The organism is Streptococcus gordonii (assembly GCF_001553855.1).
Taxonomy (GTDB): Bacteria; Bacillota; Bacilli; order Lactobacillales; family Streptococcaceae; genus Streptococcus; species Streptococcus gordonii.
The window spans coordinates 13,313-34,839 of record NZ_LQWV01000003.1; the positions used below are offsets into that span (position 1 = coordinate 13,313).

The window sequence follows — 21,527 nt, forward strand, 5'->3', positions numbered from 1 at the left end:
ACTAAGCAGCGCTACCGAGCTGGCGGATAGATTGTTTTAGATTATTTCTCGTTGCGACGACGAACGATAAGTTTGTCAGATTTCGCTTTTTTGTTACGAGTTTTAAGTCCAAGAGCAGGTTTGCCCCATGGAGTAGATGGCGCTTTACGACCAACTGGTGCTTTACCTTCACCACCACCGTGTGGGTGATCGTTAGGGTTCATTACAGAACCGCGAACTGTTGGGCGAATACCTTTCCAACGGCTACGTCCTGCTTTACCAAGATTTACAAGTCCATGTTGTTCATTTCCGACAACACCAACTGTAGCACGGCAAGTGCCAAGAATCATACGAACTTCACCAGATTGGAGACGAACAAGAGTGTACTTACCTTCTTGACCCAATACTTGAGCAGAAGCTCCAGCAGCACGAACCAATTCACCACCACGACCTGGTTTCAATTCGATGTTGTGAACCAAAGTACCAACTGGGATGTTGGCAAGAGGAAGAGCATTTCCGACTTTGATATCTGCTTCAGGACCTGAAACGATGCGTTGACCAACTTCAAGACCTTTAGGAGCGATGATATAAGCTTTCACACCGTCAGTGTAGTGAACCAAAGCAATGTTAGCTGAACGATTTGGATCATACTCGATTGTTTTTACAACTGCTTCAACAGCGTCTTTGTTACGTTTGAAGTCAATCAAACGGTAGTGACGCTTGTGACCGCCACCTTGGTGACGAACAGTGATGCGACCGTTGTTGTTACGACCAGCCTTGCTCTTCAACGAAACAAGCAAAGATTTTTCTGGAGTGCTGGTAGTGATTTCAGCGAAATCCAAAGAAGTCATATTACGGCGACCGTTTGTTGTTGGTTTATAAACACGAATTCCCACGATATATCCTCCTTAGATTATTCTGCTTCAGCACCAAACAACTCGATTGCTTTAGAATCAGCTGTTAAAGTGATGATAGCTTTTTTAGTTTTGTTAGTAAAACCAGTGTAACGTCCAACGCGTTTTGCTTTTGGTTTTACATTGATAGTGTTAACGTTAGCAACTTTAACTCCTTCAAAAGCAGCTTCAACAGCTTGCTTAATCAAAAGTTTGTGAGCGCGAGTGTCAACTTCAAATACATATTTTCCTGCTTCAAGCTGAGCCATTGAGCTTTCAGTGATGACAGGTTTTTTGATAACGTCATACAAATTCATTATGCAAGAACCTCCTCAATTTTAGAGATAGCTGCTTGAGTAACAAGAAGTTTGTCGCTGTTTACGATATCAAGAACACTTGCTGTTGTTGCAGTTGCAACCTTAACATTTGGAAGGTTACGTGCTGAAAGTGCAGCGAATTCGTTTCCTTCTTCAAGAATAACAAGTACTTTTGTGTCGATGCTTAGTGCAGCAAGCACTTTTGCAAACTCAGCAGTTTTTGGAGCTGTAAATGAAAGGCTGTCTACAGCTACGAATTTGTTTTCAGCAACTTTTTCAGAGTAAACTGATTTAAGCGCTAATCTACGAACTTTACGTGGAAGTTTGTAAGCATATGAACGAGGAGTTGGGCCGAACACGACACCACCACCACGCCATTGTGGAGAGCGGATAGAACCTTGACGAGCACGTCCAGTTCCTTTTTGACGCCATGGTTTGCGTCCGCCGCCTGATACTGCAGAACGGTTTTTAACAGCGTGAGTTCCTTGACGAAGGCTAGCGCGTTGGCTGATGATAACATCAAAGACAACTGATTCGTTTGGTTCAATACCAAAGATCGCATCGTTCAGAACTACTTCACCAGCTTCTTTACCAGTTTGGTCAAATAATTTTACGTTTGCCATTATGACTGATTTCCCCTTTCTTTATTATTTACCAGCTTTAACTGCTGACTTGATAGTGATAAGAGATTTCTTAGCACCAGGTACGTTTCCTTTGATAAGGATAACGTTTTTCTCTGGAACAACTTGTGCAATTTCAAGGTTTTGAATTGTCACACGGTTGCCACCCATACGTCCAGCCAAGTGTTTGTTTTTGAAAACACGGTTAGGCGCAACTGGTCCCATTGAACCAGGACGACGGTGGTAACGAGAACCGTGAGCCATAGGACCACGAGATTGACCGTGGCGTTTGATAACACCTTGGAAACCTTTACCTTTTGAAGTTCCTGTTACATCAACAACATCGCCGGCTGCGAAAGTGTCAACTGTGATTTCAGCACCAACTTCTAAGCCTTCAATGTTTTTGAATTCACGAATGAAGCGCTTAGGAGCCGTGTTAGCTTTTGCTACATGTCCTTTAGCAGGTTTGTTACTCAATACGTCACGAAGGTCGTCGAAACCAACTTGAACTGCGTTGTAACCATCTGTTTCAACTGTTTTAACTTGAAGAACAACGTTTGGAGTTGCTTCAATAACAGTTACAGGGATTAATTCGCCAGCTTCAGTGAAGATTTGAGTCATTCCCACTTTTTTCCCTAAGATTCCTTTTGTCATGAGAAAATGTTTCCTTTTCTATTATTTTTTCAAAAAGTTTTTAACGAGCGTTTTTTATGCTCTGGTTTAGATTAAGTTTTAGATTAAAGTTTAATCTCTACGTTCACACCACTTGGAAGATCCAATTTCATCAAAGCGTCAACTGTTTTTTGAGTTGGGTTGATGATGTCGATCAAGCGTTTATGAGTACGCATTTCGAATTGTTCGCGAGAGTCTTTATATTTGTGAGTCGCACGAATGATTGTGTAGAGGCTACGTTCAGTTGGAAGTGGGATTGGACCCGCAACTTCAGCACCTGTACGAGTAGCAGCTTCTACGATTTTTGCAGCCGCTGTGTCAAGTGTACGGTGTTCGTATGCTTTCAAACGGATGCGGATTTTTTTGTTTGCCATCTTTTTCTCCTTTTCGTCTATTTAAGATAATAGGCTAGCTCCACAAGAAAACCGACAGGCGGTTGCGTGGCAATGCAACCGAGCGTGTCGCAACCTCTTGCATCAAAGCTACACGCTGTATTTTTACAGCACCATAGTATCTTAACACAAAGATGCCTGCATTGCAAGGGATTTGAGAGATTTTTTTAACTATTTTTAATGAAAATGTTTTCTATCTATTTTGTTGTCTATTTTATAGAAGAAAGCTTGACATTTTTGGGCTTTTGTCTCGTTTTAGTACAAAAGAAAACCACCTTTCAAGGTGGTTTTCGGGAGATTATTATGAAAAAGAAAAGTTTTAGGATTTCTAAACAAAGTTAGGAGATCTTTGTTTATGATTACAGTATAAGAGCTTTAACTTAAAATATCCTTAAGCTTTTTTAAAAAGTAATAAATTTTCCAATTCACAGACGTCTTTAACAATAAACGTCGCTCCCGCTTTTTCTAATTCTTCTTTTGTACCAAAGCCGTAAAGAACCCCGATAGACTCAATCTTTTGTATTTGAGCCCCTATAATATCATGCTCACGATCACCGACCATAATTGTTTCGGGGAGATTTTTAATTTTCGTTTTTTCTAAAGCGTAACCAATAACATCTGCTTTTTTACTTCTACTACCATCCATAGTAGCTCCTGCTACAAAGTCAAAATAGTCATATAGATCAAAATGTTTAAGAATTTGAATTGAAAATTTTTCAGGCTTAGAGGTTGCCACTATCAATTTTTTATCAGCTTGTTTGAGAGAAGACAATATTTCCCGAATCCCTTTATAAACTTCATTTTCATAGAGGCCTTTTTCAGAAAAATATTCGCGATAATAAGCCACAGCTTGTATACTTTCTTCCTCTGAAAAACCATAAAAGTGTTCAAAAGAATACTTCAGCGGGGGACCGATGAAAACTCTTAATTCTTTTTTATCTTGCACTTGGATACCAAATTTCTCTAAAGCATAAGCCACAGAATTAGTTATTCCTAACTCAGAGTTGGTCAAGGTCCCATCTAAATCAAATAAGATATTTTGATACATGTTTTTCCCTTTTCTTTTTTAAAAAGGCGGGAAATTTTTTCCCAGCCTCTTTCATCAATTATAAACTTGACCAAACACTTTCCAAAATATTAGTTTGGTCGCGGTCAGGTCCAACTGAGAAGGTGGAAATACGTACACCAACCAACTCGCTTACTCGCCGAACATAGTTGCGAGCATTTTCTGGAAGATCTTCTAACTTACGAACGCCAGTAATATCTTCAGACCATCCAGGAAGCTCTTCGTAAATCGGCTTACAACGTTTAAGCTGTTCCAAACTAGCTGGATAGTGGTCGATTCTTTGGCCATCCAAATCATAGGCTACACAGATCTTGACTGTATCCAGACCGCTCAAAACATCGATAGAGTTAAGCGAAAGATTGGTAATCCCAGATACACGGCGGCTATGGCGCATAACAACAGAGTCAAACCAACCAACTCGACGCGGACGTCCTGTTGTTGTACCATACTCATGACCAACCTCACGAATGCGGTCACCTACTTCATCGAAAAGCTCTGTTGGGAAAGGACCATCACCAACACGACTTGTATAGGCTTTACAAACACCCACTACTTTGTCAATCTTGCTAGGACCCACACCAGAACCGATCGTTACACCACCAGCAACTGGATTAGATGAGGTTACAAATGGATAGGTACCTTGGTCAATATCTAGCATTACCCCTTGAGCACCTTCAAAGAGCACTCGCTTGCCTTGATCCAAAGCATCGTTGAGGATAACAGAGGTATCGGTCACATACTGCTTGATTTGCTGTCCATATTCATAGTATTCTTCAAAAATATTATCAAAGCTGATTGCTGTACTATCGTACAACTTCTCAAAGAGGCGATTCTTCTCAGCTAAATTCCGCTCCAAGCGTTCTCTGAAAATGTCTCTGTCTAGAAGATCTGCAATCCGGATACCAACACGCGCAGCCTTGTCCATATAAGCAGGCCCAATTCCCTTGATTGTCGTTCCGATTTTATTATCACCTTTTGCTTCTTCCTGCAGGCGATCCAGCTCAATATGATAAGGCAAGATAACATGAGCTCGGTCTGAGATACGAAGATTATCCGTTGTCACACCTTCTTCATGTAAATAATTCAGTTCTTTAACCAGAGATTTTGGATTAACAACCATACCGTTTCCAATGACTGAGATTTTTTCTGGGAAGAAAATCCCTGATGGAATCAAGTGCAGTTTGTACTTCTTACCGTCAATCACGATGGTATGACCAGCATTGTCACCACCTTGATAACGGGCAATCACTTCGGCATTAGCAGAAAGGAAGTCTGTGATCTTTCCTTTTCCTTCATCTCCCCACTGGGTTCCTACAACAACTACTGATGTCATAATTTTGTCTGAGCTGAGACAGCTCGTCCTTTCTTACATACAAGGCAGGAATCTCACCTGCTGGTATATCTTACACTTTATTATAAGAAATTTATTGCTATTTTTCAAGAAGAGACAGGTATTTCATTTGGATTTTAACTTTTGAAAATGAATTATTAATTTTATTTAGAGAATAATATCCGAACATTATTTTATTTTACAAAACTAAAATTCGTGAATTAAGGATTCATAGTAAAAATTTGTTTTCTTCTTTCTTTTGTAATAGACTAAAATTACTATCATAGGACGGTGAAACGATGACGATTAATCAATTACTGCAGAAACTGGATACATCAAGCCCTATTCTTCAAGCGACCTTTGGTCTGGAGAGGGAAAATCTCCGAGTGACGCCAGATGGACACTTAGCCCAAACTGCCCATCCGAACAAGCTTGGTTCCCGCAATTTCCACCCAAGCATCCAAACAGATTTCAGCGAGCAACAACTAGAACTAATAACACCTATTGCTCACTCGACTAAGGAAGCTAGGCGCTTACTGGGGGCTATTAGTGACGTGGCTGCCCGCTCGATTGATCAGAACGAGCGCCTCTGGCCTCTGTCCATGCCACCGCAGCTGACTGAAGAGGAGATTGTCATTGCTTGTCTGGAAAACGACTATGAGCGCCACTACCGAGAGGGCTTGGCGGAAAAATATGGCAAAAAACTACAGGCTATCTCTGGTATCCACTACAACATGGAGCTAGGGAAAGATCTGGTCACTGCTCTCTTTCGAGTCAGCTCCCACCATTCGCTAAAAGTTTTTAAAAACGACCTCTATCTCAAGCTGGCTCGAAACTTTCTACGTTTCCGCTGGATCTTAACCTATCTCTACGGTGCTGCACCTTTGGCAGAAACTGGCTTCTACATTCAGGAAATTTCCCAGCCTATCCGCTCTTTTCGTAACAGCGACTATGGCTATGTCAATGACGAGAACATTAAAGTTTCTTACGCTTCTTTGGAGCAATATGTAACTGATATTGAAAACTACGTTCAGTCTGGCGAGCTCAGTGCTGAAAAGGAATTTTACTCAGCCGTTCGCTTCCGTGGACAGAAGCACAATCGTGCCTATCTGGAGCAAGGCATCACTTATCTGGAATTTCGCTGCTTCGATCTCAATCCTTTTGACCAATTAGGCATCAGCCAAGAGACCTTAGATACTGTCCATCTCTTTTTACTGAGCCTGCTTTGGCTAGATGATGTTGAAAATGTTGATGTGGCATTAAAAGCTGCCCACGACTTGAACCAAAAGATTGCTTGTAGCCATCCGCTAACTGCCCTGCCAGATGAGGCAGATAGCTCAACACTGCTCCAAGCCATGGAAGAACTCATCCAGCACTTTGAACTGCCAACTTACTACCAAAGCTTGCTTGAGCAGCTTAAAGAAGCACTTCTGAATCCTCAGCTAACCCTATCTGGTCAGCTCCTGCCTCATATCCAGCAGGATTCCTTAATGGTCTTTGGATTAGAAAAAGCAGAGGAGTATCACCACTATGCTTGGTCGGCTCCTTATGCCCTCAAAGGCTACGAGAATATGGAATTATCTACTCAAATGCTACTCTTTGATGCCATACAAAGAGGTCTAAATTTTGAAATTTTAGATGAAAACGATCAATTTCTCAAGCTTTGGTATGGTCCCCATGTGGAGTATGTCAAGAACGGCAATATGACCTCCAAGGATAACTATGTCATCCCTCTGGCCATGGCCAATAAAACAGTCACAAAAAAGATTTTGGCTGCAGCTGACTTTCCTGTTCCTGATGGAGCAGAATTTACCACACTTGAAGAGGGGATACTCTACTATCCTTTGATTAAAGACCGACAGATCGTTGTCAAACCCAAGTCAACCAACTTCGGACTGGGCATCTCCATCTTCCAAGAACCAGCTAGTCTAGAATCTTATCGCAAGGCTTTGGAGATTGCTTTTTCAGAAGACACCGCCGTCTTGGTGGAGGAATTTATCGCAGGAACGGAGTATCGCTTCTTTGTCTTAGATGGTCAGTGTGAGGCGGTTCTCTTACGAGTAGCAGCCAATGTTGTCGGAGACGGTCAGCATACCGTGAGAGAATTGGTTGCCATCAAAAACGACAATCCCCTGCGCGGTCGAGACCATCGCTCACCGCTCGAAATCATCGAACTGGGCGACATTGAACTGCTCATGCTGGACCAGCAAGGTTATGGACCAGATGATATCCTGCCTGCTGGAGTCAAGGTTGACTTGCGACGCAATTCCAATATTTCTACTGGCGGAGACTCGATTGATGTCACAGACAGCATGCACCCATCTTATAAGGAACTCGCCGCGGACATGGCAAAGGCTATGGGAGCCTGGGCTTGTGGCGTTGACCTAATCATCCCTGACAGCTCTGCTATTTCTACCAAGGAAAATCCCAACTGCACCTGCATCGAGCTCAACTTTAATCCCTCTATGTATATGCACACCTATTGTGCTGAGGGGCCGGGACAAAGCATCACCCCTAAAATACTGGCCAAACTTTTCCCAGAAATGGACCTGTAAAATAAGAAAACGCAGAAGATGTCCCTGCGTTTTTTGCTTTGTATCCAAAGCTAAGTTTAAGATGATAACCTAAAAGAATTAAGCTTGATCGCTACTACAAGTTTAAAATCTCTTCATGCCCTCTTCACAAACTTGAAAAAACAAGCGCAAGCCTGCGCCCCTTTCTCTATTTTGTGTTAAAATAAAAGGTATGGACAAAATTATCAAAACTATCTCAGAAAATGGTTCCTTCCGTGCTTATGTGCTGGATAGCACAGAGACGGTTCGGACCGCTCAAGAAAAACATCAAACTCAAGCCAGTTCTACCGTTGCACTGGGTCGTACACTGATTGCCAGCCAGATCTTAGCTGCAAATGAAAAAGGCCAGACCAAGATTACCGTCAAGGTCCTCGGGACCAGCTCACTAGGTGCAATCATCACAGTGGCAGATACCGAGGGCAATGTCAAAGGCTATGTGCAAAATCCCGGTGTAGATATCAAAAAGACAGCTACCGGCGAAGTGCTGGTTGGTCCTTTTGTCGGCCAAGGCGAATTCCTCGTTATCACGGACTACGGTACGGGCAATCCTTATAACTCCATGACTCCTCTCATCTCTGGAGAAATCGGCGAAGACTTAGCTTTCTACCTGACCGAAAGCCAGCAAACACCTTCCGCAGTTGGTCTCAACGTCCTCTTGGATGAGAATGATAAAGTCAAGGTTGCTGGCGGTTTCTTGGTACAAGTTCTGCCTGGTGCCAAAGAAGCTGAAATTGCCCGCTTTGAAAAGCGAATCCAAGAAATGCCTGCCATATCAAAACTGCTGGAATCTGATGACCATATCGAAGCTCTGCTGGCTGCTATCTATGGTGATGAGCCATACAAACGCCTGTCTGAAGAGGAAATCCGCTTCCAGTGCGACTGCAGTAAAGAGCGCTTCATGAATGCCTTGGCTACCCTGCCAAAGGCTGACTTAGAAGAGATGCGTGACCAAGACCAAGGGGCTGAAATCATCTGCCAATTCTGCCAGACAGCCTATCACTTTGACCAAAACGACCTGGAGGGACTGATTCGTGACAAATCTTAATACACCTTTTATGATTGGAAATGTTGAAATTCCCAACCGCACAGTTCTGGCACCTATGGCCGGCGTAACCAACTCTGCTTTCCGAACCATTGCCAAAGAGCTAGGAGCAGGACTGGTCGTGATGGAAATGGTCTCTGACAAGGGCATCCAGTATAACAACGAAAAAACCCTCCACATGCTCCACATTGATGAAGGAGAAAATCCAGTTTCTATTCAGCTTTTCGGTAGCGACGAGGATAGTTTGGCGCGCGCAGCAGAATTTATCCAAGAAAACACTAAAACCGATATCGTCGATATCAATATGGGCTGCCCGGTCAATAAAATCGTTAAAAATGAAGCTGGAGCCATGTGGCTTAAGGATCCCGAGAAAATCTACAAAATCATCAACAAGGTCCAGTCCGTGCTAGATATTCCTCTGACAGTCAAGATGCGGACTGGCTGGTCCGACAGTTCATTGGCTGTAGAAAATGCCCTGGCTGCTGAAGCCGCTGGAGTCTCAGCCCTAGCTATGCACGGCCGCACCCGTGAGCAAATGTATACTGGCCATGCCGATCTTGAAACCTTGCACGACGTTGCGCAAGCACTTACTAAGATTCCATTTATTGCAAACGGAGATATTCGCAGCGTTCAAGAAGCCAAACAACGTATCGAAGAAGTCGGGGCTGATGCTGTAATGGTAGGACGAGCTGCTATGGGCAACCCTTACCTCTTTAATCAGATCAACCACTACTTTGAAACGGGTGAAATCCTTCCGGACTTGACCTTTGAAGATAAAATGAAAATCGCCCACGACCACCTTAAACGTTTGATTGATCTCAAAGGGGAGCATATTGCCGTCCGAGAATTCCGTGGCCTAGCTCCACACTACCTGCGTGGAACATCCGGAGCAGCTAAACTACGAGGAGCGATTTCTCAAGCAAGCACCCTTGCTGAAATTGAAGAGCTCTTGCAAATTCAAAAATAAAACAAAAGGAAGCCAATTAGACTTCCTTTTTTGTTCTGTTTAGGGTTGAGTCACCACAACGCTTGTTACTGAACCATCTGCTCCTGTTGTAATCTGCAGATTGGCATTACCTTGGCCGCTTAATTGAGCATTGTATTTGCCATCATCCAGCGTATAAGAGTAGGAAGCGATGGAATAATTATCTGTCTTTCCATCTGCAGACTGGACTGTGAATTGGCCGTTGCCTGATACAGTCACAGTATTTCCATTTGCACCCTTCCAAGTACCAGCAGCCGCTGAGAAATCCCCATCCACCATAGTCAAGACACCTTTATAGCGAGCATTGCTGGCTGCTTGTTTATTCTGAAGCTGGCGATTGCTTTCCGGTGCTTGGGCTGGTTGAGTTGATTGAGTCTGAGTGTTTTGTCGACCTGAAGCTTGCTGTGGCTGCGTTTGTTGGACTTGAGGCGTTTCGGCAGGAGCCTGTTTCTGACTGGCAGGAGCTTCAGTTTGTCCAGACTGGCTAACTATACCTTCCGAAGAGGTGCTATTACTAACCTTAGGAGAAGCGCTAATCTTGCTGGATGACGCAACTTTTGAGCTAGAGGAAGCTTGAATAGTCTTGCTAGAACTAGTACTTGTTGTACTTTCTTCTTTCTTACCACATGCCCCTAAAAGCAAACTAGAAGCCATAATCACAGCAACCATCATTTTTGTATAAGTACGTGTTTTCATCTTTTGCCTCCTTGTAATATTTAGAAATCTTTTTGTAATATAATTGTAATACTGCAAAGTTGCTTTGTCAATCATTTATACAAGATTCTTCAAAAAATTTTATACTCAAGCGATATTCTGTTTTTCAATCTGCTTCTTTTGTCATAAGAAACTCGCTATTACTTATCTATTCGTCATTAAAATAAGAAAAACAGGACAATTTTGCCCTGCAAGAGAAATATAGCCTCGACTTTCTTTTAAGCCGTTTTTTCTGTCTTCAGTCGATACACTTTTCTCGGCTTCTTCTTTGGCACGCGCTTGACGCCAGCTTCTTCTAGATATTCTCCAAATTTAACTAGAAAATTATTGCTGACAATAGGTCGTCTAGGCGAGATGAGATTAACCAGCTCAGTCCCTTCATAAACAGTAAACGGCGATTCTAGCAAATGAAGAAAAGTTGGATTCCAATCCAGTCGTCCTTGAATCCGTTTAATCGATTCTAGCAGGATTTGGTAGTGGTCAAAGGCAAAGTCCTCTGCTGTCAAAAGTTGTTCACCATCCCTAAAGCTCCTTGTCTTAAAGTCCACATCAAGAAAGGTGACTTCTTTAGCATCATCACCAGCTTGTGCTTGATCTACTGCTATAGCCGGAAGATAAACCAAGTGGGAAATAGTAATGACCCAACCACGTGGATCACGTCCAGGTGTAGAAACCGTCATCAGCTGTTCTACCTTTTCCAGCGGTATCTCAAGTCCTACCTCTTCTTTGACTTCCCGAATACAGGCTTGATAGGCATCCTCATTTTTGTCTACAAAGCCTCCGACTAGGGCATATTTATTTTGATAAGGATGGGCCTTGCGCTTGATGACCAAGAGTTTTATCTGACCTTCCACGAAGCAGTAAGCCACCATATCTGCTGTTACACTCGGGGTCTCATATTTTGGCAAATCCTGAGTCTTGTACCATTCCAAAAAGGCGGATTCATCCGCCATTGTTTCATGATATTCTTTTTCTGTCATACCAGATGGAATAGCCTGTTTGGTCATAAGTATCTTATCCTTTTCTATCAAAAATCCTCCAAATCTTGCTCTAAGCTTTCTTCACTGCCTTGCTCCACTGATACCACCCGACGATACTATTGAGGGTATAGACCCAGTACATGGCCTGGATATGGAGATTGCTACCCCACCAGAGATAGATACTGAAGAGATTGGTCGCAATCCAGAAAATCCACTGCTCACGGTAGAGACCAGTCATGAGAAGCTGACCGATACCATTGGTCGCATCTGTCACACTATCACGGAAAGGACGGTGACTGTGAATGCTTTTATAGGCAAAGCCCATACCAATCCAAATCAAGGCCGTCAAGGCCAGGTATTTAAGCCAGCCACGCCAGTCTAACTTCTTAGCTTCAAAATGAGAAGGTTCTTCCTTATCTTGCTCATTAACCCGGTTGGACAGCCAAGTATAAAGGCCGATTGGCTGCATGATAAAGAAGTAGATCGTTGTCAGTACTTCACCATAAAAACTAGCCTTGAAGGATAATATAAGGTAAATTGCTGAATTTACAGCCCCAAAAAGGTAGTTGCTAGCCCGACCCTCAGCTACTAGGATGACACAGACGATACCTGTCCAGGAAGCAAAGAGTCCCAGCCAATCATGCTTCGCCTGGCCACTTGTAAACTCCAGAATGAAAGGCAGACTGGAAAGAGCAAGTAAGTAGAGCCATTGAGCCAAGCTACGGCCACCAAATAGGTCCTGCCAGAGCAATTTTGCAATCCCATTAATGCCCTGCTTTTTAGCTGCGGCACAGACATTACGGAAATTCCGAGCAAAGGTTTGGTTTTTTTGTTTCAGTCCTGCGCAGAGAGCTTCAGGAGAGAGTTTTTGATTTTTTATTTCCATTCTATTCTACCACTTTCTTTTTTAATCTGCTTGATAAATCCTGTTGATTGCTTCTTTGGCTGCTTGATAATTGTCCAAATAACTGCCAGCCAGATAGACTGTCGGATGATCAGGCAAGTACTGTTCTTTCAGCTTTTTCAGATAACTAGAAAAATCACTGCGTATAGCCTCATCTGCCATACTCATATCGCGAAAGCCATCGTTAACATAGGTGCCGACCGGTTCAGCAAAGAGAATCAAATCCCATTTTTCCTTAGACAAAATGCTGACAAAGAGATTGTCAAAGGTATCTGTTTCCTCGTCTTGAACCGGACTTTCTTTCAGATAATAATCATAGTAGGCCTTGGTTACTAGAGAATTTGTATCGGCCACGACCAGACCACGGTTGGCGTTGCTGTCAATCAGGCGGGAAGTCTGAGCATATTGTCCTAATAGCAGATAGTAGTAGTCTTTAGGGGTCAGTTCATCATCTCGCACGTTATTTTGGATCTGGTATTCTCGAGCATATTCTAGACTAACTGGAGCATCATAGTAGCGAGCCAAATCCTTGGCCAAGGTCGTTTTACCATTGCTGGCGCTACCCATAATCAGCACTTTCTTGGTGAAATGCCGACGGAATGGTTGGGCCATATATTTCCAATAACGACTAGGATTTTCCCGAATCATCGTAGCTGAAATCCCAAACTGTCGCTCCTGCAAAGAAGTTTTGAAATCACGCTTTGCCAGCTCCGCTTGATAGTCTGATTCTCCGACAAAGAAAATCAGTTCCTCGCGTTCTGAATCATAGCCCACCAACTCCAATAAAGCCGGCAGCCACTGGTCCCAACCCAGAGGATAGCGAGGAAAAGAAGTTTCGTCCAGTTTGTAAACCTGAGTTAATTCATCATCTGCGAAAGTCTCCCGCGTATAGCGGAAACGCTTCTGCAGAGACAGGCCTACTTCTTCCCCACGGTCACCTTGATAACCAGAAACCAGCACGCGCACCTTGTCGTAAGAACGCTTTGCCTTCTGAATCAAATCGATATGCCCCTGATGCAAGGGAGCAAAGGTTCCAAAGACGATAGCAATTTTTTCTTTCATACTTTCACCTTTTTATTATTTTTTATATTTTTATTTTTCTATGTTTTTATTATAAACTATATTTTTATTTTGTCAATAGTTTTTATAAAATTTTATAAAAATATTTTTAAACTCAAAATTCAAACTCAAAATTAAAAAAGCCCTGATAATTGTTATATCAGAGCTTTCCTTTTGTTTTTACAATTGTTCAGTAAGATTACTGCGATCTTCTTTAGAATTTAGACTATATCAAACTTCAACTGGCCTGCCTTAACCCCCACTTTCAAGGTCTGACCAGCTTGTAAATCACCAGTTAATAGCAGTTCTGCTAGTTTGTCTTCAACTTTGGTTTGCAGAGTCCTACGAAGAGGTCTAGCCCCCATTTCTACATCATAGCCTTCTTTAGCTAGTAGTTTCAATGCACTGGCTTGGAATTTTAGTTCGATATTCTTTTCAGCTAGACTGGCAACCAGAGGCTTAATCATCACTTTGACAACCTCCTGCATATGGTCAGCAGACAAGCTATGGAAGACCACTTTTTCATCAATTCGGTTAATAAATTCTGGACGGTATGTCTTTTTGAGCTCTTCTAACATTCGTTTTTCCATATTTGCATGGTCTAAACGGATGTCACGAGCCCCAAAGCCAACTGTCTTATCATCACGCAGACTGGTCGCGCCTAGGTTACTGGTCATGATAATAATCGTATTTGAAAAATCAATCTTTCTTCCCTTACTATCAGTCAATACACCATCATCTAGAACCTGCAGAAGGACATTGAAAATATCCGGATGAGCTTTTTCAACTTCGTCAAATAAGAGAACAGAATAAGGTCTGTTGCGAACTTTCTCTGTCAATTCGCCCCCTTCTTCATAGCCGACATAACCTGGAGGCGCTCCGTTGAGACGACTGGCTGCAAATTTCTCCATGTATTCACTCATATCAAAACGAATGAGAGCTGATTCGTCGTCAAAGAGGGTTTCTGCCAGAGCCTTAGCCAACTCGGTCTTACCAACCCCAGTTGGACCCAAGAACATAAAGGAACCAATCGGTCGCTTATTCGCTCGAATACCTGACTGGTTACGACGGATAGCACGACTAATAGCTGAGATAGCTTCATCTTGACCAATCACCCGCTTATGCAATTCTTCTTCTAAGTGCAAATACTTCTTAGCATCTGTCTGGGTCAATTTTTGAACTGGAATACCAGACAGACGACTTAGGGTTGTCAGAATATCTGCTTCCTCTACTCTTAAATTACTTAACAGAGGTTGATTTTCTTTCTCGATCAAGCGACTAAGTTTATTGAACTGACCAGCTATAATTGCTCGATCTGCTGGACTCAAATCCTCTTGTGCATGACTCTGAGGACCATTGTTACGTACTGTAGCACTCGCTTCATCTAATAGATCAATTGCTGAATCTGGCAGATGCTTACTTGTCAAATAACGGTGGGCATATTTTACAGCTGTTTCAATGGCTTGATCTGTAATCATTACCTTATGATGGGCTTCATAGTTTTCTTTTAGCCCCTTAAGGATAGCAATGCTGTCAGCCACACCTGGTTCTTCAATACTAATCTTAGCGAAGCGCCGAGATAGAGCAGCGTCTTTTTCAATATGCTTTTGGTATTCTTCTTGAGTTGTAGCTCCTATCGTACGCAGTGTTCCGCGAGCCAGAGCAGGTTTAAGGATATTCGCAGCATCCATCGTAGAGTCAATACCGCTACCAGATCCCATAATCGTATGAAGCTCATCGATAAAGAGAATGACCTTACCATCTTTCTCAATATCATCGATGATATTGTTCATACGCTCTTCAAAATCCCCACGGAAACGAGTCCCTGCGACTACATTCATTAAATCAAGCTCTAGAACCCGCATTTTGGCTAGTTCGTGTGGAACTTGACCAGAAGCTACACGCTGGGCCAAACCGAGAGCTAGAGCAGTTTTACCAACTCCAGCATCCCCAACCAAGACAGGGTTATTCTTCGTCTTGCGACTGAGAACCTGAATCATCCGAGAGATTTCCTGATCTCGACCAACAACAGGCTCTAGTTGACCTGAACGAGCTAATTCCGTCAAGTCTCGTGTGTAATCTTCTAGACCACCACTCTGAGTAGGTGGCATCCCCATCATGTTTGCCATGTTTTGCTTGGCTTGATTAAAACCTTTATGAAGACTGCGGATTGCTTTTAAATCATTCTTAGTCCAGCCAGACTTTTGTTCCAGATTTCTTCGCAAATCATTAATACGCAAGACTCCTTCTTTGTCTTCATAACTAAAGCCGACAAATTCCAAAACACGAGTTGCTAGGGTTCCTCTGTCGCTGATGATAGCGTATAAGATATGTTCAGTTCCGACTTCCTTTGCGTGAGTAGCTTCTGCTATTGCTTTTGCCTCCTTAAAAAGAGTCGTCAAGCGATGAGAAAAAGGCAGGATACTAAATCGCCCTTCCTTCTGATAAGACTTTCCTACTACATGGTAAGCAGCATCCTCAAAATGATCAATTTCTAGCGGATAATCGTTTAATACTGAGCCTGCTACGCTGTACGGATAATTAGAAAAAGCAATCAAGAGATGCCATGACTCTAAATACTCAGATTCAAAATGGCTAGCCAGTTGCTGGGCTTCTTCTATACTAACAATCAAGGCTTTTGAATATTTCATTTCTATTTAAGTTCCTTTTCTATCAAGTTGCTGTAATATTTTCTTTAACATATGAGCGCGAATTAATGGAGCATCTATTCCTAAAACGCAATCTGTCGATATAGCTAAAAGAAGGTTGCCTTCACGTTCTGACATAATTCTTTCATCAAACAAGAGTTGAACAATATCTGTAAAGAACTGTTGACTCACTTGCTCTCCAATACGATCGAACAACTCACATATCATCTGATGGCGATCAGAAAACTCAACCTTTCCGATTCGAATGTAGCCACCGCCACCTCGCTTACTTTCGACAACGTAGCCCCGGCTTTCAGTAAAGCGCGTCTTAATCACATAATTAATTTGACTGGGAACAACCTGGAAGACATCAGCCAACTCGCTCCGTTTCAACTCAACCATACCTGCCTGCTCTAAAATTGCTTTAATATAGGCTTCGATATTATCTGAAGTATTCTTACCGCTCATGATCTTCCTTTCTAGTCAATCTCATTATTTTTAATCGCTCTTTCATTAAACATTAGACACTGATTTCTAGTTTCACAAAAGTATCTTTGACATTGACTATCTTTGACTAATATTATACCGAAAAAGTCCTTATTTTGAAAGGAAAAGGGATGGTAAAAGGTCTGATAATTCAAACTAGTGAAAAAGCTTTATAAAAGAGTAGATTCTCGCTTGTAATCGCTTGCAATTAACTTTTAAAGCGTTATAATATAGGTGGAAATGTACAGAAAGAATAGGTCCCTTACCTATTCACAATTATCTAAAAAGGAGGATTGTCCAATGACGCTAGATTGGCTCACTTATACTCGCCATGTGCTCACTTGGTTGCTTTCAACCTTGTTCCTATACACAGTATTTTCTGCCCATTATGTCAATGTCCAGATTGCCATATTGGTTGCCTGCTTCTTTATCCCCTTCTTGTTTGAACAGGCCAAGATGAAACAGAAAACAAAGTGGACTCTTAATGTACTTATTACACTCGCTACTGTGGTAGGAATTCTATTCACTCAGAAGTTTAGAATTACTTTTACCTATTCTCAAATTACTCATCTCTTAATTTTTGGCATTCTTCTAATTTTTATTGATGCTGTGATTTCACATAGCAACTTGATGAGAAGAGTGGCTAAATAGCATAAACAATAGTAAAAATCTTTTGACTGAACCAAGAGCTTAGGCTTATACAGATAAAAACGGGACAAAAATCAATCTTGTCCCGTTCTTTTTATGATAGTAGATTCTTAGTTTTGTCCAAGAGCTGCTGCCATAGTTGCTGCAACTTCTGATTCAAAGTCGTTAGCAGCTTTCTCAATACCTTCACCAACTTCAAAGCGAGCGAACTCAACTACTGAAGCATTTACTGATTCAAGGTAAGCTTCAACTGTCTTGCTGTCATCCATGATGTAAACTTGTGCAAGAAGTGTGTATGCTTGGTCAACTTTAGTGTTGTCAAGCATGAAGCGGTCCATTTTACCTGGAATGATCTTGTCCCAGATTTTTTCTGGTTTGCCTTCAGCAACCAACTCAGCCTTGATATCTTCTTCAGCTTGAGCAACAACTGCATCAGTCAATTGAGCTTTTGATCCATACTTCAAGTGTGGAAGAGCTGGTTTACCAACCATTGCACGGCTTTCGTTATCTTGATCAATAGCATGGTTCAATTGTGCTAATTCATCTTTAACAAATTGCTCATCCAATTCTTTGTATGAAAGAACAGTTGGTTTCATCGCAGCGATATGCATAGAAATTTGTTTAGCAAGAGCTTCGTCTCCGCCTTCGATAACGGAGATAACACCGATACGGCCACCATTGTGTTGGTAAGCACCAAAGTGTTGTGCATCTGTTTTTTCGATCAAAGCAAAGCGACGGAATGAGATTTTTTCTCCGATAGTTGCAGTTGCAGATACGTATGCAGCTTCAAGAGTTTCACCTGAAGGCATTGTCAAAGCAAGTGCTTCTTCGTTGTTAGCTGGTTTGCCTTCAGCGATTACTTTCGCAGTTGCATTTACCAAGTCAACAAATTGAGCATTTTTTGCAACGAAGTCAGTTTCAGCGTTTACTTCAACTACTGCTGCAACATTACCGTTTACATAAACACCTGTCAAACCTTCAGCAGCAACACGGTCAGCCTTCTTAGCTGCTTTTGCCATACCTTTTTCGCGAAGCAATTCAATCGCTTTTTCGATGTCACCATCAGTTTCAACTAGGGCTTTCTTAGCGTCCATGACACCAGCACCAGATTTTTCACGCAACTCTTTAACAAGTTTAGCTGTAATTTCTGCCATTTTGTTTCTCCTATATTTTTTAAAAATAGGAGGGCCGGGCTAAGCCCCGCCCTCCTAGGTAATTACTAATTATTTGAATTAAGCGTTGTCGCCTTCTACAACTTCAACGATTTCTTCGATTGAGTCTGCTTGAGTTTCAGTTGCAGCCAATTCAGCTTCTACTGACTCAACACTGTCTTCACCTTGACGACCTTCGATAATAGCGTCAGCCATTTTCGCAGTGATCAATTTAACAGCGCGGATAGCGTCATCGTTAGAAGGAATGATTACATCGATGTCGTCTGGATCTGTGTTTGTGTCAACCATAGCAACCACTGGGATACCAAGCTTCTTAGCTTCTTTAACAGCGATTTGCTCTTTATGTGGGTCAACCACGTACATTACATCTGGGATGCGTGGCATTTCTTCGATACCACCCAAGAATTTTTCAAGACGTGCACGTTGTTTGTTAAGAAGAGCTACTTCTTTCTTAGGAAGAACTTCGAAAGTTCCGTCTTCTTCCATACGTTTGATTTCTTTCAAACGAGCTACACGTTTTTGGATAGTAGACCAGTTTGTAAGAGTTCCACCCAACCAACGGTGGTTGATGTAGTATTGACCAGCGCGTTCTGCTTCATCTTTTACAGCTTCAGCAGCTTGCTTTTTAGTACCAACAAACAAGATGATTGCATCGTTTGCAGCTGCATCACGGATGAAATCGTATGCTTGGTCTGCATATTTTACAGTTTGTTGCAAGTCAATAACGTGGATACCGTTACGCTCTGTGAAGATGTACTTAGCCATCTTAGGGTTCCAGCGACGAGTTTGGTGACCAAAGTGAACACCAGCCTCAAGAAGTTGTTTCATTGAAATTACTGCCATGAGTAAATTCTCCTTTTTGTTTTTTTCCTCTTTTAGATTTCAGCTCGCAGGACAACCCGAGGGCAACAGTCCCACAATTCATCTAAAATGAGTATTTTGCCATTTGCACGGCATCTATTATGATAACAGAATTTCAAGGATTTGACAAGCTCTTTTGCTTTATTTTTCCTCGAAAACCTTGATTTTATAAGCATTTATTTTTCTGATTTTCAGTATTATTTCATTTTCTTAGAATCAAGTGTATTGACGAAAGTCCTTTTTTAAGGTAAAATAGTAAAGGTTGAGGCGGTATAGCCAAGTGGTAAGGCACGGCTCTGCAAAAGTTTGATCGTCGGTTCAAATCCGTCTACCGCCTTATATAACCTGATTTATCAGGAAGCATCTGAACATAAAGCTCGTAAAATCGGGCTTTTTTCTTTTCATTTGACGCTAGATTTTAAGCCTATCTCTTAAATTAGGATTCAAAAAGAGGCTGAGATATTCTCTCAGCCTCTTTTTATAGCATTTTTACTAATTCTCTGTTTTGAGAAAAGCAGTAGAATTAAAGACAAATGCCTTCTATTTTTTCAACCTAATTCTTAGTGTTTTTTACGACGGAAGTTAAAGAAGGCTGTTACACTTGCAAGAACAAGTCCTAATAGAGCCGCAAGGCCATTTGCATGTTCACCAGTGTTTGGAAGGTTCTTCTTCTCTTCTGCGTTTCTATTTACTCTAGAGTATTGAGGTTGTTGTGGACGGTCTGTTTGACCTGATTGACTACTTGTAGCAGTATCTGATCCTGGTTTCACTTGATCTTTAGGATCTTGAACTTTACCAGTTGAATCCTTTTGACCTTGTCCTTTAGAATCTTGAGCTTTGTCTGATGGATCTTTTTGATCTTGACTAGCATTTGATTGGCTGCTACCAGATTCCTTAGTACCAATTTCAACTACTTGAGTGATTGGTGTTTTCGTAATCTGTTCGTCTCTGACAACTCGGCTTGTTTCAACACCATTTGTCTTAGTAATTGTGTAGACAACAGTCTTTTCACCATCAACACCAGCAATCTTAATCCGTTTTGTTCCTTTTGGAAGATCTGGATTGCTTAAAGTGATAGTGCCATGGTAAATTACTTGAGTTTCAGTCACGTTTTCAGTTGTAACAACTGGAGCAGTAGCTTTCTTAGTACCTACTTCAACAACTTCATCAACTGCTGGAGTTGTGATAGTGTTGGATTTCTCTACACGACCTGTTTCAACACCGTCTGCGTAGGTTACTGTGTAAACAATGGTACGAACACCCTTCTTACCTGGGGTTGTCACATTGCGAACACCTTCTGGAAGTGCTGGATTTTGAACTTCTTTGACTTGGAAGTCTACTTCTTCAGTCTTAGTTTCTTCCTTAGTGGTAATGACTGGACCAGTACCTTCTTCGATGACTTCGTCAACGGCTGGTTTTGTCACAGTTTCTGACTTCTTAACCTTGCTAACTTGTACGCCATCAGCTTTCGTAACTGTGTAAGTTACTTCCTTCTCTCCATCTACACCTTGAACTTTTACATTTCTTGTGCCTTTTGGTAGAGCTGGATTTTGAACTGTAGAGCTACCATGTTTGATAACTTCTTTTTCTACTACTTCTTCGGTTGTAGTAACTACGCCTTTCTTAGTACCTACTTCAACGACTTCATCAACTGCTGGAGTTGTGATTTCATTTGATTTCACTACACGACCTGTTTCTTTGCCGTCAGTGTAGGTTACAGTCTCAACGATTGTACGAACACCTTTTTTACCTGGAGTTGTTACATTGCGGACACCTTCTGGAAGGGCTGGATTTGGAACTTCTTTGACTTGGAAATCTACTTCTTCAGTCTTAGTTTCTTCCTTAGTAATAACAACTGGGCCTGTACCTTCTTCGATGACCTCGTCTACAGCTGGTTTTGTCACGGTTTCTGACTTCTTAACCTTGCTAACTTGTACGCCATCGGCTTTAGTAACTGTGTAAGTCACTTCCTTCTCTCCATCTACACCTTGAACTTTTGTGTTTCTTGTGCCTTTTGGTAGAGCTGGATTTTGAACTGTAGAGCTACCATGTTTGATAACTTCTTTTTCTACTACTTCTTCAGTTGTAGTAACTGCACCGGTACCTTCTTCGATGACTTCGTCTACAGCTGGTTTTGTCACTTTCTCTGACTTCTTAACCTTGCTAACTTGTACGCCATCAGCTTT

The 21,527-nt window shown here is 41.9% G+C and carries 20 protein-coding genes and 1 tRNA gene; 5 read left to right on the top strand and 16 right to left on the bottom strand.

The genetic code is table 11. The features are described 5' to 3' along the window. Window positions 1-41: 41 nt before the first annotated feature. The 7 genes from rplB to AWH02_RS02230 all read right to left on the bottom strand — a co-directional run bounded on the left by rplB (window position 42) and on the right by AWH02_RS02230 (window position 5,272). Window positions 42-875 (bottom strand): 50S ribosomal protein L2, encoded by an 834-nt coding sequence (gene rplB, locus AWH02_RS02200; RefSeq protein ID WP_002894482.1) that lies wholly within the window; start codon window positions 873-875, stop codon window positions 42-44. A 17-nt stretch (window positions 876-892) separates the two neighbouring features. After that, window positions 893-1,189, bottom strand: coding sequence for a 50S ribosomal protein L23 (locus AWH02_RS02205; RefSeq protein ID WP_008809908.1), 297 nt, complete (start codon window positions 1,187-1,189; stop codon window positions 893-895). Then, window positions 1,189-1,812 carry a 50S ribosomal protein L4 gene (gene rplD, locus AWH02_RS02210; RefSeq protein WP_008809909.1) on the bottom strand — a complete coding sequence of 208 codons (624 nt, stop codon included), beginning with the start codon at window positions 1,810-1,812 and terminating at the stop codon, window positions 1,189-1,191. Before rplD ends, AWH02_RS02205 begins: the two co-directional genes overlap by 1 nt. A 24-nt stretch (window positions 1,813-1,836) precedes the next feature. After that, window positions 1,837-2,463: a 50S ribosomal protein L3 gene (rplC, locus tag AWH02_RS02215; protein ID WP_008809910.1), complete on the bottom strand. Its 627-nt coding sequence runs from the start codon at window positions 2,461-2,463 to the stop codon at window positions 1,837-1,839. Window positions 2,464-2,546: 83 nt separating this feature from the next. After that, window positions 2,547-2,855, bottom strand: coding sequence for a 30S ribosomal protein S10 (gene rpsJ / locus AWH02_RS02220; protein WP_060554203.1), 309 nt, complete (start codon window positions 2,853-2,855; stop codon window positions 2,547-2,549). A gap of 409 nt (window positions 2,856-3,264) precedes the next feature. Continuing rightward, complete coding sequence (locus AWH02_RS02225; protein WP_060554204.1) at window positions 3,265-3,921, bottom strand: HAD family hydrolase; 657 nt, start codon at window positions 3,919-3,921, stop codon at window positions 3,265-3,267. A 58-nt stretch (window positions 3,922-3,979) separates the two neighbouring features. Further along, window positions 3,980-5,272, bottom strand: a complete 1,293-nt coding sequence (locus AWH02_RS02230; protein ID WP_060554205.1) for an adenylosuccinate synthase — start codon at window positions 5,270-5,272, stop codon at window positions 3,980-3,982. A gap of 296 nt (window positions 5,273-5,568) precedes the next feature. Here AWH02_RS02230 and gshAB point away from each other — a divergent pair, with 296 nt between their 5' ends. The 3 genes from gshAB to dusB all read left to right on the top strand — a co-directional run bounded on the left by gshAB (window position 5,569) and on the right by dusB (window position 9,851). Further along, a complete protein-coding gene (gene gshAB / locus AWH02_RS02235; protein ID WP_060554206.1) occupies window positions 5,569-7,824 on the top strand; it encodes a bifunctional glutamate--cysteine ligase GshA/glutathione synthetase GshB in 2,256 nt (751 codons plus the stop codon). Window positions 7,825-8,014: 190 nt separating this feature from the next. Continuing rightward, the gene (gene hslO, locus AWH02_RS02240) at window positions 8,015-8,887 is read left to right on the top strand and encodes an Hsp33 family molecular chaperone HslO (RefSeq protein ID WP_060554207.1); all 873 of its coding nucleotides are present in this window, start codon (window positions 8,015-8,017) and stop codon (window positions 8,885-8,887) included. Then, a complete protein-coding gene (gene dusB, locus AWH02_RS02245) occupies window positions 8,874-9,851 on the top strand; it encodes a tRNA dihydrouridine synthase DusB (protein ID WP_045634802.1) in 978 nt (325 codons plus the stop codon). The genes hslO and dusB overlap by 14 nt, the downstream gene beginning before the upstream one ends. Window positions 9,852-9,890: 39 nt before the next feature. Here dusB and AWH02_RS02250 read toward each other — a convergent pair whose 3' ends face one another. The 6 genes from AWH02_RS02250 to AWH02_RS02275 all read right to left on the bottom strand — a co-directional run bounded on the left by AWH02_RS02250 (window position 9,891) and on the right by AWH02_RS02275 (window position 16,642). Continuing rightward, complete coding sequence (locus AWH02_RS02250) at window positions 9,891-10,565, bottom strand: hypothetical protein (protein WP_060554208.1); 675 nt, start codon at window positions 10,563-10,565, stop codon at window positions 9,891-9,893. Between the two features lie 236 nt (window positions 10,566-10,801). Next, entirely contained in the window at window positions 10,802-11,590 is a 789-nt protein-coding gene (locus AWH02_RS02255) for an NUDIX domain-containing protein (RefSeq protein WP_060554209.1), read from the bottom strand. A gap of 43 nt (window positions 11,591-11,633) precedes the next feature. After that, window positions 11,634-12,449: a nicotinamide riboside transporter PnuC gene (gene pnuC, locus AWH02_RS02260; protein WP_060554210.1), complete on the bottom strand. Its 816-nt coding sequence runs from the start codon at window positions 12,447-12,449 to the stop codon at window positions 11,634-11,636. Window positions 12,450-12,470: 21 nt separating this feature from the next. Continuing rightward, window positions 12,471-13,529: an AAA family ATPase gene (locus AWH02_RS02265; RefSeq protein ID WP_060554211.1), complete on the bottom strand. Its 1,059-nt coding sequence runs from the start codon at window positions 13,527-13,529 to the stop codon at window positions 12,471-12,473. 218 nt (window positions 13,530-13,747) lie between these two features. Further along, complete coding sequence (locus tag AWH02_RS02270; protein WP_060554212.1) at window positions 13,748-16,177, bottom strand: ATP-dependent Clp protease ATP-binding subunit; 2,430 nt, start codon at window positions 16,175-16,177, stop codon at window positions 13,748-13,750. Window positions 16,178-16,183: 6 nt separating this feature from the next. Continuing rightward, window positions 16,184-16,642 (bottom strand): CtsR family transcriptional regulator, encoded by a 459-nt coding sequence (locus tag AWH02_RS02275; protein WP_060554213.1) that lies wholly within the window; start codon window positions 16,640-16,642, stop codon window positions 16,184-16,186. Window positions 16,643-16,960: 318 nt separating this feature from the next. Between AWH02_RS02275 and AWH02_RS02280 the strand changes: the two genes are divergently transcribed. Beyond that, complete coding sequence (locus AWH02_RS02280) at window positions 16,961-17,311, top strand: hypothetical protein (protein ID WP_045773017.1); 351 nt, start codon at window positions 16,961-16,963, stop codon at window positions 17,309-17,311. Window positions 17,312-17,418: 107 nt separating this feature from the next. Here AWH02_RS02280 and tsf read toward each other — a convergent pair whose 3' ends face one another. Together tsf and rpsB are read right to left on the bottom strand one after the other, a co-directional pair. After that, the gene (gene tsf, locus AWH02_RS02285; RefSeq protein ID WP_060554214.1) at window positions 17,419-18,462 is read right to left on the bottom strand and encodes a translation elongation factor Ts; all 1,044 of its coding nucleotides are present in this window, start codon (window positions 18,460-18,462) and stop codon (window positions 17,419-17,421) included. Between the two features lie 78 nt (window positions 18,463-18,540). Beyond that, window positions 18,541-19,323: a 30S ribosomal protein S2 gene (rpsB, locus tag AWH02_RS02290; RefSeq protein WP_008809924.1), complete on the bottom strand. Its 783-nt coding sequence runs from the start codon at window positions 19,321-19,323 to the stop codon at window positions 18,541-18,543. Between the two features lie 284 nt (window positions 19,324-19,607). Here rpsB and AWH02_RS02295 point away from each other — a divergent pair. Continuing rightward, a tRNA-Cys gene (locus AWH02_RS02295) sits at window positions 19,608-19,678 on the top strand. 223 nt (window positions 19,679-19,901) lie between these two features. Here AWH02_RS02295 and AWH02_RS02300 read toward each other — a convergent pair. Further along, window positions 19,902-21,527 (bottom strand): G5 domain-containing protein (locus AWH02_RS02300; protein ID WP_060954899.1); only part of this gene is annotated, 1,626 nt, incomplete at its 5' end.